Annotated in this window: 7 protein-coding genes; 4 read left to right on the top strand and 3 right to left on the bottom strand. The window is 72.4% G+C overall.

The annotated features are described in order from the left end of the window. Positions 1-5,018 (bottom strand): beta-ketoacyl synthase N-terminal-like domain-containing protein (locus AB0J36_RS28890; RefSeq protein ID WP_363661379.1); only part of this gene is annotated, 5,018 nt, incomplete at its 3' end. Between the two features lie 917 nt (positions 5,019-5,935). Here AB0J36_RS28890 and AB0J36_RS28885 point away from each other — a divergent pair. Next, the gene (locus AB0J36_RS28885; protein WP_357174053.1) at positions 5,936-6,829 is read left to right on the top strand and encodes a sulfite exporter TauE/SafE family protein; all 894 of its coding nucleotides are present in this window, start codon (positions 5,936-5,938) and stop codon (positions 6,827-6,829) included. Between the two features lie 88 nt (positions 6,830-6,917). On the opposite strand, the gene AB0J36_RS28880 is transcribed toward AB0J36_RS28885, so the two are convergent. Then, a complete protein-coding gene (locus tag AB0J36_RS28880; protein WP_363661378.1) occupies positions 6,918-8,012 on the bottom strand; it encodes a YafY family protein in 1,095 nt (364 codons plus the stop codon). 92 nt (positions 8,013-8,104) lie between these two features. On the opposite strand from AB0J36_RS28880, the gene AB0J36_RS28875 reads away from it, so the two are divergent. Continuing rightward, on the top strand, positions 8,105-8,503 hold the full coding sequence (locus AB0J36_RS28875) for a VOC family protein (RefSeq protein ID WP_363661377.1): 399 nt from the start codon (positions 8,105-8,107) through the stop codon (positions 8,501-8,503). 162 nt (positions 8,504-8,665) lie between these two features. Here AB0J36_RS28875 and AB0J36_RS28870 read toward each other — a convergent pair whose 3' ends face one another. Further along, the gene (locus tag AB0J36_RS28870; protein WP_363661376.1) at positions 8,666-11,470 is read right to left on the bottom strand and encodes a tetratricopeptide repeat protein; all 2,805 of its coding nucleotides are present in this window, start codon (positions 11,468-11,470) and stop codon (positions 8,666-8,668) included. Positions 11,471-11,768: 298 nt separating this feature from the next. On the opposite strand from AB0J36_RS28870, the gene AB0J36_RS28865 reads away from it, so the two are divergent. Further along, positions 11,769-12,890: a ThiF family adenylyltransferase gene (locus AB0J36_RS28865; protein ID WP_357174041.1), complete on the top strand. Its 1,122-nt coding sequence runs from the start codon at positions 11,769-11,771 to the stop codon at positions 12,888-12,890. Further along, positions 12,887-14,062, top strand: coding sequence for a hypothetical protein (locus AB0J36_RS28860; protein WP_357134565.1), 1,176 nt, complete (start codon positions 12,887-12,889; stop codon positions 14,060-14,062). Before AB0J36_RS28865 ends, AB0J36_RS28860 begins: the two co-directional genes overlap by 4 nt. Positions 14,063-14,105: the final 43 nt, after the last annotated feature.

Raw genomic sequence — 14,105 nt, 5'->3', positions numbered from 1 at the left:
TCGGCGCGATCGGCGCCGGCATGAACCAGTCGGCGATGCTGGCCCGCTTCGTCCACGCCCGTCGGTGCGGCCGGGGGAGCGGCCACCACCACCGCCGTCGTCGTCGCGACCGCGTCGACCTCGGTCCCGTGACCCGGCAGCACCACCGGCGGGTACGCCTGCGAGGGCTGCCACACGAGTCGCCCACCCGCGCCGTCGCCGAAGTACGCGAGCATCACGTCCCGCTGCGAGGCGATCATGTCCCGGCTGGTGCGGAGGAACTCGCTCAGCAACTCGTCGCGGCCGTCCCGACCACTGAAGGCGGTCCCGTTCGAAGCGGTCATCGACAACTCCTTGATCCGTCGTGGGGGCGTCATTCCGCCGGGCAGGCTGTTCCCGGACTGATCTCGTACGAGCTGGCCGTCCACGGTCCAGAACGGACGCTGGCCCGTCTTGACCGCCCCGACGTCCGCCGTGTCGCGGCCCTGGAACAACCAGCCGGTCCGAACCGGGACGCCGGCACAGGCCAGTTGCGCGACAGTGACGAGGAAGCCACGCAGCCCCTCGTCGGGACGGGGCTCGGTGGCGACCGCGAGGTGCGGCCGGTCGCCGAGGATGGCCCGGACCAGCTTGGTGAGGACCTGACCGGGGCCGGCCTCCACGAAGGTCCGAGCGCCGCTGGCGTACATCGCCTCGATCTGTTCGACGAAACGCACGGGCGCGCCGATCTGCGCGGCGAGCCGTTCACGTACCCGGTCGGCGTCCCCGTCGTACGGGGCTGCCGTGTGGTTCGACCAGACCTGGATGGCCGGCTCCCGTACCGTGCTGGACGCCAGCGCCTCGGCGAAACGTGTGGTGCCGCCGGCCACCACCGGGCTGTGGAACGCGCACGCGACGGAGAGCTGACGGGCCGACAGCCCGCCCTCGCGCAGCGCCGCCACCGCCGACCCGACCGCGGGAGTCGGCCCGGAGATCACGACCTGCGTCGGGGTGTTCCGGTTGGCCAGCACGATGTCGCCAGCCAGCCCCGATGCGGTGAGCACCTGGCTCACCTGCTCGGCGGTGCCGGTGACCGCCGCCATGGTGCCCGGGTCGTCGCCGGTGGCGGTCAGGATCGCCTCGGCCCGTTGCCGGCTCAGCGCGAGCAGGGTCTCGGGGTCGAACGCGTCGGCTACGCAGAGCGCGACGAGCTCCCCGTAGCTGTGTCCGCCGGTCAGGTCCGGCCGGACGCCCAGCCGACGTAGCAGGTGGTCGACCGCGAGGCCGCCGATGCCCAGGACGGGTTGGGCGACCCGAGTGTCGCGTACCCGGTCCTCCTGCTCGCGGGCCGTCTCCGGGTCGAACGCCGACGGCGGGAAGAGGAGGTCCGCCCACTCGGCGCCGAGGCGCAGGTAGTGCCGCAGCTCGGGGAACGCGACGAACAGTTCGGCGAGCGCACCCGGCCGCTGGCTGCCCTGACCGGGGAAGAGGAAGGCCACCTTGCCCGGCTCCGGGTCGTTCGGCGGTTGGACCAGCCCGCGTGCCGGGTCGTGCTCGCCGGCGACGGCCCGGCCCAACAGCTCGGCGAGTTCGTTCCGGTTACGGGCGACGATGGCAATCTGGACCGCGCCGGCCCGGTGGTCGGCCTCGTCGGACAGCGACGCGGCCAGGTCCCGCAACGACCACGGTCGGCCCAGCTCGTCGCGGTTCGACAGCATCTCCAGCAGCCGGCGTACCCGCAGCTGTGCCGCGGGCCGATCGGCGCCGCGGAAGCAGAACAGCTCCGCCGGCCAGGACTGCCGGGTGTGCCGTGGCTCGGGGCTGTTCGCATACGCGCCGAGCACGGTGTGGAAATTCGTCCCGCCGAACCCGAACGCGCTCACCCCGGCCAGCCGCTCGGCCGCCGGCGCGATCCACGGGCGAACGCCGGTGTAGAACGCGAAGGGGCTGCGGGCCGGATTCCACGCGGGGTTGGGGCGGGTCAGGTGGATCGTGGGTGGCTTGACTCCGGTGTAGAGCGCGAGGCTCGCCTTGATCACGCCGGCCAGGCCGGCCGCGCACTTGGTGTGCCCGATCTGCGACTTCACCGAGCCCAGCGTGCAACTACCGGGCTCCGCACCGGCCTCGTCGAAGAACCGGGTCAGGGTCTCCAATTCGGTACGGTCGCCCACCACCGTGCCGGTGCCGTGCGCCTCGACCAGACCGACCTGTCGGGGCGAGACCCCGGTGCGGTGGTAGGCCCGGTCGAGGGCGCGTCGCTGCCCGCTCGCCCTCGGGGCGGTGAGCCCGAGCGCACGTCCGTCGCTGGAGCTTCCGATGCCCTTGATCACGGCGTAGATCCGGTCGCCGTCGCGCTCGGCGTCGGCCAACCGCTTCAGTACGACGCACGCCACCCCCTCGCCGAGGGCGATACCGTCGCCGGTGCTGTCGAACGTGCGGCACCGTCCGGTGGGGGAGAGGGCGTGCGCGGAGGTGAACATCAGGTAGTCGTTGATGCCGTTGTGCAGGTCGGCGCCGCCGCAGATCATCAGGTCGCTGCTGCCGGCGCTGAGCTCCTTGCAGGCGGCGTCCATCGCGGCGAGCGACGAGGCGCAGGCGGCGTCGATGGTGTAGTTGGGACCGCCGAGGTCGAGACGGTTGGCGATCCGGCCGGCGATGACGTTGGCCAACACGCCGGGGAAGCTGTCCTCGGTGACCGTGGGGAGTTGGTCCTCCAACTCGGGCGGCACGTCCCCGAGGTAGGCCGGGAGCATGGTCCGCAGCGTCTGGGCGTGACCCATGTCGCTGCCGGCCTCGGCCCCGAACACCACCCCGGTCGAACGGTGGTCCGCGCCGGCCGCGTCGTACGGATATCCGGCGTCGACGAGCGCCCGATGCGCCACCTCGAGCGCGAGCAACTGGGTCGGGTCGATGCTGCTCAGCGCCGCCGGGGGTATCCCGTACCGGATCGCGTCGAACGGGACCGGCTCGATGAACCCACCCCACCGGGAGACGCTGATCCGACCGGCCTGACCCGGCTCCACCTCGGGCGCGTAGTACGTGTCGACGTCCCACCGGTCGGCAGGCACCTCGGTGACCGCGTCGGTGCCGCTGAGTACGGTCTGCCAGAAACTGTGCAGGTCGGGGGAGCCGGGCAGCACGCAGGACATGCCGACGATGGCGATGTCCAGCGGCGCGACCGGCTCGTCCACCGGCGCGGTCGGCGGGACGAGTTCGGCGCGCAGCGCGGCGGTCCGTACCGCGAGGAACTCCTGTGCCTCGGTGGTGACCTGCGCGTGCAGCTCCGCGACCGTGGTCGGTGCGTGGCGCAGCACCGCGACCTGGCCGGCCATGAACATCCCCTCGACGGCCTGCACCGCCTCGTCGACCTCCACCAGGCCGTCGCTCTCCCGGCGTACGCCCTTGCTGGCGATCCGCAGCCGACCGACGTTCAACAGCTCCAGGTGCTCCCAGACCTGGCGGTTCTCCACCCCGGCCGACTCCAGCTCCTCCCGTACGCTGTGGAAGTCATCCACGAACGGGCTGGGCAGGCAGCGGGTCGCGTGCCCGGGGGCGGTCTCCAGCAGCGACGTGCTGGTGGCGGCGATGGCCGTACGGTGGAACAGGGGCTGGATGGCGCCCTCCTGCACCGCTTCGCTGGTGAAGAGGTAGGCGGTCCCCATCAGCAGCCCGATCTGCGCCCCCCGGCCGGTCAGCGGGGCCGCCATCGCGGCGACCATCGCCGCCGACCGGGCGTCGTGGATGCCGCCCGCGAACAGCAGTTGCAGCCGCCCGGCTTCGTCCGGCGTCTCCGCCAGGAACTCCTCGAGCACCAGCAGCTGCGCCTCCCACAGGGGAAAGCTGGCCCGTGGCCCCACATGCCCGCCGCACTCCGCGCCCTCGAAGACGAACTTGCGCGCGCCCGCCCGCAGGAACTGCCGCAGCAACCCCGGTGACGGTACGTGCAGGAAGGTGTTGATCCCGTCCTGCTCCAACGCCGTGGCCTGGGACGGACGGCCGCCCGCGATGATCGCGCACGCGGGTCTGATCTCCCGGATCGCCTCAAGTTGTGCCGCACGCAGCTCGTCGGGCGCGAAGCCGAGCACCCCGACGCCCCAGGGCCGCTCGCCCAGTCGATCGGCGGTCTCCCGGAGCACCCGGCGGGACTGTTCCGCGCCGGCCAACGCGAGCGCGACGAAGGGCAGCGCGCCGTCGGCGGCGACCGCGGCCGCGAACGGGGCCTCGTCGCTGACCCTGGTCATCGGGCCCTGTACCACCGGTATCCGGACGTTGAGGGCGTCGGCGAGAGCGGCGCCCGGCGCCAGGGCGTCCCCGGCAGACGATTCGGCGAGCGCTTCGAGAAGGTTGGCCCGGATTCCGCGTACGGCGGCGGCGGTGTCGGGCCAGCGCCGGGCGAAGACGGCGGCGAGCCAACCGTCCTGGCCGATCGGCAGCAGTTGTGAGGCGCTGTCGTGCGGACCGCCCCGGCGGATCCCGCGTACTCCGTCGACCAGGACCGTCTCGGATCCGTCCAGCCGACGGATCGCGCCCCGCGCGTCCGCCGGGAGCTCCGATTCCGGCATGAGGGTGAGCTGGCTGTCCAGGACGACGCCGGCCGCGCCGCCGATGACACAGGCGACGGCGGTGCGGGGGCCGATGCCGCCGGCGACCCAGATCGGCAGGTCGATGTCGTCGGCAGCGGCCAGTTGCTGGAGCAGGACGAACGAGCTGAGCTCGCTGACTGTGCCGCCACCCTCCATGCCGCGCGCGATGAGCCCGTGCGCTCCGGCGGCGGCGGCGTACCGGGCGTCGTCGAGGCTGGTCACCTCGACGAGCACTCGGTACCTGTCGACCACGTCGGCCAGTGGCCAGGGCGTATCCGGCGGTAGGACCAGGAGATCGACCCGGCCGTGGCCCGCCCGCTCCACGTCGGCCGGCGTGGCGGTGCAGCCGGCCGGTACGCGTACGCCGATCGGTCCGCTCGACCCGGCGGCGGCCTGGGCCAGGGCGGTGAGTGTCCAGCTGTCGCCGGAGGCGAGGTCCAGGACGCCGTGACCGCCGCCGTGGCGGGCGGCGGTCACGATCCCGGGACTGGGTTCGAGGGGGCTACCGACGCTGATCACGATTACGAGATCGCGCGTGTTCGGTGCAGGACTCATCGGACTCCCACTTCATTGGGCGCCCGGGTCTCGAGCGCGACCGAATGAATCAGATGATCAACCGAGGTTGCCGCCCGCAGCTTATTGTCGCCTATCGATCTCGGGCTCCGATTAAGTTAGGCCAGCTTAGTTACGGCTCAGTTAACTTTCCCAAAATAGCCCGCTGGCCTGCGGTTCTTCCGATCGCATCGATGAGACGCGGGACATCTTCCGTCCGCCAAGCCGTGACGGCCTGACCTCGGTTGGGCGGCCGGCGGCTTCGCTCCGGCTGCGAGGCGCGGTGTTAACTATCGACGTACTTTGAATTCAGAAGTGTTACTAGCCCGGCAGAGAAAGTGATGTCTATCACTATCGTCTTGCAGATCCGGCTTATAAAAGCACTCTTATCTGGTCGGTTTGGTGGGGCCGGAACCATTCCTATCTCCTGAGTATGGAATTGGTCCCGGTCGGCCCTCGCTTAATGTTCGTAATGCCTATCGGAGAGGGGGAGAATCAACCGGCAAAATGCCATGTCATCGAGCGGGGCAACCCGCTCGTCGCTCAACCGACCACCGCCGGGGAGGCCCCGGTCAGCCGCACCGGGTCGCGCCGGTTCGAGCCGGGCGCGGCGTGCTTCGCGAGCCCTCCACGGCGGTGGCTCCACGCCACCCCTCCGTACGTCCGTTCCTCGACACCCGCGGGGTCGACGGGTCGCCACGCCCGCGTGCCCGGCGGCACCGCCGGATGCCCGCCGGCCAACCCGGACCGGCAGGACCTCGCCCACGGGCCGCCCACCCGCCCGTCCAACCCGAGCGGTCCGCTTCCCCTTCCACCTGCCCCCAACGAACTGGTGGTCCCTCATGCGCAAGATTCTCCTGCTGGCCCTGGTCGGTCTCGGCGCCCAACTGGTCGACGGCAGTCTCGGCATGGCCTACGGCGTGACCTCGACGACCCTGCTGCTCGCCGTCGGCGTCCATGCCGCCGCCGCCTCCGCCACCGTGCACCTCGCCGAGATCGGCACGACCCTCGCCTCGGGTGCCGCCCACTGGCGATTCGGCAACGTCGACGCGAAGGTCGTCGCGCGGATCGGCATTCCGGGGGCGGTCGGCGCCTTCGCCGGCGCGACCTTCCTGTCCAGCCTCTCCACCGATGCGGCGGCACCGATCATGTCGCTGATCCTGCTCACCCTCGGTAGCTACCTCCTGGTCCGCTTCACCACCTTCGGGTTGGCGAAGGGCAACATGGGCAAGCCGCTGCGCAAGCGATTCCTCGGTCCACTGGGCCTGCTCGCCGGCTTCGTCGACGCCACCGGTGGCGGCGGCTGGGGACCCATCGGCACCCCGGCGATCCTGGCCAGCGGCAGGCTCGAACCACGCAAGGTCATTGGGTCGATCGACACCAGTGAGTTCCTGGTCGCCGTCGCGGCGAGCCTCGGCTTCCTCGTCGGTATCGGTGCGGAGAACATCAACGTCGGCTGGGTCATCGCGCTGCTCGTCGGCGGGGTGGTCGCCGCGCCGGTGGCGGCCTGGCTCGTACGCCTGGTCCCGCCCCGGGTGCTCGGCTCGGCGGTCGGCGGCATGATCGTGCTGACCAACAGCCGAACCCTGCTCCGCAGTGACTGGTTCGATGCCTCGGCCACCCTGCGTTATGGCTGCTACGCGGTCGTCTGCGCGATCTGGGCGGCCGCCGTGACGTACTCGATCCGTCAACACCGGAGGGAGCAGCACCAAATCGTCCCGATCGGTAACAGCTGACCGGCCCCGATCCAGGTGACCAACAATGCCGGCACCTCCCGGCCGTGGTCCGAGAGGTGCCGGCGGGCGACCGCGCAGCGCCGCTGGGCTAAGTTGTCGGGTTGCGGCGCGCCGCCTTCGACGCCGACGGTTCGGCGGGCTCGGGCGCCTCGTCGGCCGCGCCGCGACGCCGGACCTGGCGGTCACCCCCGCGGCGACCCGCACGGGCGGAGGTCGCAAGCCGGTCGGCGAGCGCGATGACGAGACCGCGGAGGTGATCCGGTTGCTCGATGACAAATGGCCTGTCGAGTGACGCGAGCACCGGAGGCAACCAGTCGAGGCGCTCCGCCCACAGCTCGACGCGGAGCCAGCGCTCGGTCTCCGGATCTGCGTCTTGCCCGGCCGGCGGCTCCTGCACGCTGGCGACGCTGGCGGGAAGTCGGGCGCGGATCTGCTCGACCGTCCCCTGGATCCACAGTGTCACCTGATGCTGGTACGGAGCCTTGGCGAGCCCGGAGAGGACGCGCTGCGCCGGATCGAGTCCGGCGGGCGGCTCGAACGCGCCGGGCAGGGTCCTCGCGTCTGCGATGCGATCCAACCGGAACGTCCGGTCTTCGCCGATCTCGGGATCCACGCCCGTGACGTACCACCGGCCCGAATGGGCGACGAGCCCGTATGGGTGCAGCGTGCGTTCGCTGTGCCGCCCGTCGGCGGCGGTGTACCTGATCGAGACCGGCCGGCGGTGGTGCACGGCATCGGCGAGAGTGAGCAGGAGCCCGGCCTCCGGGACGGCGAACTCGCCGGGCGGCGCCGTGAAGGTGAGGGATTCGAGCACCGTGTCGAGCCGGTGGGCGAGCCGCTCGGGCAGTACCCGCCGGATCTTCGCCGCCGCCGTCTCACTCGCCGTGCCCGTCGCCGTCATCAACCCGGCTCGGCGACCGGCGACCAGGCCGAGCAGCACGGCGAGCGCTTCGTCGTCGCCCAGCATGAGCGGAGGCATGCGGTATCCGGAGGCGAGCCGGTATCCGCCGTAGCGGCCGCGCACCGACTCGACGGGCACGTCGAGCTCGATCAGGTGGTCCACGTACCGCCGCACGGTGCGCCCGTTGACGCCGAGCCGGTCGGCGAGTTCGGCCACCGTCCGGCTGCCGCCCGACTGTAGGAGCTCCAGCAGAGCGAGCACGCGAGCGGTGGGTCGAGCCATGCGTGGAACCTAGCGTAAATATGGACCGTTTCTGTCCGGTATTGGTCCTAGCATGCGAGGTGGAACGGCTCCACCGGAACAGGGAGATCACCATGAACTTCGTCTCGACCCGCATCATCACGGATGACGTCGCCCGCCTCGTCGACTTCTACGAGCGAGTCACGGGGGTGCGGGCGAGCTGGGCCAACGAGGACTTCGCCGAGGTGAGGACCACCTCCGCGACCCTCGCGATCGGCAGCACCCGCACCGTCCCGCTGTTCGCGCCTGGCGCCGCCCGTCCGGCCGACAACCGTAGCGTCATCATCGAATTCCTCGTGGACGACGTGGACGGCGTGCATCAGAACCTGGCCGGCTTCGTCGAGGACTTCGTCAACGAGCCAACCACGATGCCCTGGGGCAACCGGGCGTTGCTGTTCCGCGACCCCGACGGCAACCTGGTCAACTTCTTCACCCCGGTAACCCCGGCCGCCATCGAGAAATATGCTCGCTGACGACAGCGCGGCCCTTACACGCGCTCATTCCGCCGATCGTGCGGGCCGCGCGTCGTGGGGTTGTGGGGGAGCGCCCGCCACACGGCGGAGTCGTTGTCGGGCGCGATCTGACCGCTCAACCCGTGGTCGCCGGTGGTGGTGACCGGCCCGCCGGCGCACGGACTACGCCGAGAAAGGCAGGGCGTCGAGGCGGGCGCGGACCGACTCGCTCCATGGATGGTCGAGGTCGGTGAGGATGCTCAAGGCCTGCTGCCACACCGCCCGCGCGGCGCCTGTGTCGCCCGCGGCGAGGTGGGTGTCGCCGAGGTGGGTGAGAGTGTCCGCCTCGTGGGCGCGGTAGCCGAGTTCTCGGAACAGTCCGAGGGCCTGCCGGTAACAGTCGACGGCCCGACCGTGCTGGCCGAGGTGGTGTCGGGCGTGGCCGAGGCTGTCCCAGGTGGCGGCCGTACCGCCGCGGTCGCCCACCCGCCGCAGGAGGCTGAGCGCGTGTTCGCAGTATTCGACGGCCGTGGCGTGGTCGCCGAGCAGCGTGTGGCACCAGCCGACAGCGTTGAGCGCGAACGCCTCCCCGCGTTCGTGCCCGGCCGTGCGGTAGAGCAGGACGGCGCGGCGGGCGTGCTCCAGGGCGCTGGGCAAGTCCTTCCGGTGCTCGTGCAGGTAGGCGAAGAGGCGGTGGATGAACGCCTGCCCGGCCGTGTCGTCGCTGCCCACATAGAGGTCGAGGGCGCGGTGCAGGTGCTCCTGCGCGTCGTCGAGCCGCTGCAACCGCAGGTCGGTGTGGGCGAGGCTGAGGTGGGCGCCGGCACGCGCGGCCGGGACGCCGAGCCGGTCCGTGCACTCGAGCGCGGTCCGCCAGGCGACGGCGCGGTCGTACCAGTACCCACGGCGTTCCAGGTACGTGTCGAGGGCCCAGGCGAGCTGCCAGGCCTCCCGGTCGAGGCCGGACTCGGCGGCGAGGCGCAGCGTGGCGAGCAGGGCGGCGCGCTCGGCGTGGAACCACGCCGTCGCCTGGCGCGAATCCGCCAGGTGCTCCGGCGTGTCGGCGGCCGGCGGCGGGTCGAGCGGGAGCGCAATGGGGTCCCGCTGGGCGTGTACGAGCCGGTTCGCGGCGTGCGCGGCGTGCGTGTAGTGGCCGACCAGGCGCGACCGCGCGGCCCGCCGGTCGTCGGGGGCGACCTCCTCGGCGGCGTACGCGCGCAGGAGGTCGTGCAGGGCGTACCGGCCGGGCGCCGGTTCGGCGACCAGGTTGGCGCGGACCAGTTCGGCCAGCAGACCGCGGGTGGGGGACAGCGGTTGCCCGGCGAGGCTCGCCACGGCGTGCGCGCCGACGTCCGGGCCCGGGTGCAGGCTGATCAGGTGGAACAGCCGCCGCGCGTCGGCGCTCAGCGCGGCCTCGGACCAGGAGAAGACGGCGCGTACCCGGGTGGTCGGATCGCCGGCGTCGAGGGCGTCGAGGCGGCCGTGCACGTCGGCGAGCTCGGCGGCGATCGCGGTCAGCGGGAACGCGGTCTGCTGTGCGCGGGCGCAGACGATGGCGAGGGCGAGCGGCAGCCGCGCGCAGGCGGCGATGATCTGTTGCACGGCGGTTGGCTCGGCGACCACCCGGTCGACGCCCAGGCGGCGGGCCAGCAGGAGCCGGGCCTCGTCGGGATCGAGGACGCCGACGGCGAGCGGGTGGGCGCCGTGCGCGGTCACCAGGGGAGCGAGCCGGTCGCGGCTGGTGACCACGGTGGCCGACGTGGGTGCGCCGGGCAGCAGGAGCCGGACCTGGTCGGCGTCGCGGGCGTTGTCGAGCACGACGAGGATCCGCTTGCCGGCCAGCAGGCTGCGGTAGCGCGCCGCCTGCACGTCCGGGTCGGCGGGAATCCGCTCGGGCGGTAGGCCGAGGGATTCGAGCAGGCCGCGCAGCGCGGTGGCCGGCCGGACCGGCACCCCGCCGGGGTCGAAGCCGCGCAGGTCGGCGTAGAGCTGGCCGTCGGGAAACCGGTGGGCCACCTGGTGCGCCCAGTGCACGGCCAGGGTGGTCTTGCCGACCCCGGCGGTGCCGGAGACCACCGCGATCACGCCGCCGGTCGCCACCCCGGTGGGCTCGGCCAGCAGCTTGTCGAGGCCGGCCAGGGCGTCGGTGCGCCCCACGAAGCCGCGGACGTCGGTGGGCAGCTCCGCCGGCACCGGGGCCGGCGTACCGGCGGCCGGCGCGGCCCGGGGTTGCGGGGGTGCGCCCTGCAACAGCGCCTGGTGGAGCATCTGGAGGTTCGGTTCCGGGTCGACTCCGAGCGCTTCGGCCAGCCGGGTCCGCAGTGCGGCGTACTCCCGCAACGCGTCGGCGGTGCGCCCGAGCGCGTGCTGGGCCCGCATCAGCGCGGCGGTGAGCGACTCCACGAGCGGGTGTTCCGCCGTCAGCTCGGCCAGCGGCCCGATGGTGACGGCCGGGTTGTGCGCACCCAGCTCGGCGTCCGCCCACGCCACCACGGCGTCCAGGTGCTCCCGGGTCCAGCTCTCCCGCATCCGGGCGGCCCAGTCCCCGGCGATGCCGGCCAGCGGTACGCCCTGCCGCAGCCCGATCGCCGCGCGCAGGGTGGCCAGCCGTTCCCGGTCGTCAGCGATGTCCCCGGCGCGCAGCAGCAACCGACGGAACCGGTGCAGGTCGACCAGTTCCTCGTCGATCTCCAGCAGGTACCCGCCGGAGCGGTGTACGAGCGGCGGCGGGTCGGCGTCACCGGCCGCCTCGCGCAACACCTGCCGGATCCGGGTGACGTGCGCCCGCAGGCTGCCCCGTGCGTCGGCGGGGGCGTGCTCGCCCCACACCCGGTCGACCAGCGCGGCCTGTTCGACGACCCGGCCCGCGTCGACCAGCAACGCCGCCAACACCGCCCGCTGTCGCGGTGGCCCCGGGTCGACCGGTCGTGCCCCGGCGAGGACCTGCACCGGGCCGAGCAGACGGTATCCGACCGGTTTGGCGCGCACGTTCACCACGAGACCCGCACAGCATCAGCCACCTTCGGCATCGCAACGATTCCACAACGTACCGGCCCATCGTCGGTTGCCATTCTCTTCGTGCCCGACCGCAACGGCACCCCCGGGGGTCCGGAGGTGGTCGGTCGAGCCGAGAGGGGAGGGAGGCAGCCATGAAGATCGTCGTTCGCGCCGTGGAGTCGGTGAAGACCACGCAGTACCCCGATTCCTGATCAAGCCGGGTGGTCGGCCGTCGCTCGCCGGCGGCCGCCCACCCCGGTGAAACCATCCTCGGACCCGGAGGTTTGTCATGCGCGTCGGCCTCAAGCCCTGCGAGTGGGAGCGTGTCGGCGACGGTCTGGTCGTCGTCTGCGACCCGAGCCGCTCGGTGCAGCTCGACGACCCGGACGGCCAGGTGGAACGGCTGCTCACCGTACTGTCCAATCAGCCCGGAACGGTCGCCGAGCTACGTGCCGCCCTCGCCGCCGACGGGGTCGAGGTGAGCACCGACGACCTCAGTGGCGCCCTGGCGGCGCTCGACGGCCTTCGGTTGCTGCGGGACCTCGACCGGCACGTCGACCGCGCCCGGGTCGGCCGGGACTTCAGCAACCTCGCCTTCTTCGAGCTGTACGCGACCCTGGAGACCAGCGAAGCCGACCTGCAGCGGCGGGTGCGCGACGCCCACGTCCTGCAACTGGGCACCGGCGGGCTCGGCTCCAACGTGCTGCAGAACCTGGCCGGCCTCGGCGTCGGCCGGCTCACCCTGGTCGACGCCGACGAGGTGGAGCCGCGCAACCTCGCCCGGCAGTTCCTGTACCGGGAGGCGGACCTCGGCGCCACCAAGGTCGACCGCGCCGCCGACTGGGTGCGCGCCTTCCACTCCGGCATCACCGTCGAGGCGGTACGCCGCTGGATCGGCGGCCCCGACGACATCGCGGACCTGCTGCCCGGCGTCGACCTGGTGGTGTCCGGCGTCGACCAGGGCGAACGGATCGACAACTGGGTCAACGAGGCGTGCCTGCGCGCCGGGGTGCCCTGGATCCGGGGCGGCATGGTCGGCTCCCAGCTCATCTACTTCTCCGTCGATCCGGGCCGCAGTGCCTGCTACGAATGCCGGGTCCGCGCCTACGGCGATGGCCGGGACGTCCCGGCGTCGGTGCTGGAGCCGGCCGCCATGACCGCGCAACGGCTCAGCGCCCGCATCTCCCGCCTCAACCGGGCCAACGGGCCGTCGGCCGCGCTGGTCGGGTCCCTCGTGGCGTTCGAGGCGCTGCGCTACCTGACCGGCTACGAACCGCCGTACGCGGCGGGCGCCGAGGTGCTGGTGGACCTCTCGGCGGGCTGCCGACCCAGCCGCGAGCCGTGGCCACGCGACGCGGACTGCGCGATGTGCGCGACGGCCGGCGCCCGCACCGCCGCCACCGCGTCATGACCGACACCACGAGCACGGTACGGCTGCGCCCGCTGACGGTCGTCGAGGAGGGCACTGACGTCCTCGTCGGCGACCCGGAGCGGGGCACCTACGTCGCGATGCCCGCGGTGGGTGGCGTCGTCATCCGGGCGCTGCTGGAGGGGGCCACGCTCGCCGAGGCCGCCGAACGGGGCGAGGCGTTCGCGGGCGAGCCGGTGGACGTGGACGACTTCGTCGCCGTCCTGACCGAGCTGGGGTTCGTGGACAGCGACCAGGCGCCCGTGCCGGTGCCGACCGCCGCCGTGCAGCAACGCTCCTGGACCGGCGGCCCTCCGGCGGCACTGGTTCGGCCGCTGTTCTCCCGGGTGGCGTGGGTGGTCTACGCCGCCGCCGCGATCGGGGTGGTGGCGTGCCTCCTGGTACGCCCGGACCTCTGGCCCCGACCGGCCGATCTCCTGCTCACCGGTGACGTCGGCACCAGCCTGCTGATCATGCTGCCGGTCACGTACGCCCTGGTCGCCGTGCACGAGGCGTGGCACTGGCTGGCCGCGCGCGCCCTGGACCTGCGGACCCGCTTCGGCATCGACCGGCGGTTGTTCTTCCTGGTCTTCGAGACCGACCTGTCGCAACTGTGGAGCGTGCCGCGCCGCCAACGCTACGGCCCGCAGCTCGCCGGGCTGGCCGTCGACATGGTCCTGCTCGCGGCGCTACTGGTCGGGCAGCTCGTCCTCGGGCCGGTACGCCCGCTCCCGGCGCTGGTCTTCGTCCTGGTGGCCAGCACGCTCTGGCAGTGCATGATCTTCCTGCGCACCGACCTGTACGCCGTCCTGGTCACCGCGATCGGCTGCCGTGACCTGTGGCGGGTCAAGTCCCTGCTGCTGCGGCGGGCCTTCGGCCGGCTCGACGAGCGGCAGCGCGCCGAGCTGGACCGGGCCGACCCGCACGACGTGCGGGTGGGCACCTGGTTCCGCTGGGTCTGGCTCGCCGGGTGCCTGCTCGCCGCCGGCTACTTCGTGCTGTTCTACCTGCCGCTGCTGCGCTACGTCGCCACCTGGGCGGCCGACGGGTTCGCCGCCGGGGTGGGCAGCGCGAGGCTGTGGTGGGGTCTGGTGACGGCCCTGCTGGTCTACGCGCCGATCGTGGCGACGCTGGTGCTGGCCGTCCGGGCGGTACGCACCCGAGCGGGTCGGTGAACCGACCGACAGCTCCGGTCAGGGCGACGACCGCCCGGGTCGT

The sequence above is a fragment of the Micromonospora sp. NPDC049662 genome (assembly GCF_040675055.1).
In the GTDB taxonomy this organism is placed as follows: domain Bacteria; phylum Actinomycetota; class Actinomycetes; order Mycobacteriales; family Micromonosporaceae; genus Micromonospora.
The sequence above is the reverse complement of the archived record's forward strand: the minus strand, read 5'-3'. Positions and strand labels throughout refer to the sequence as shown.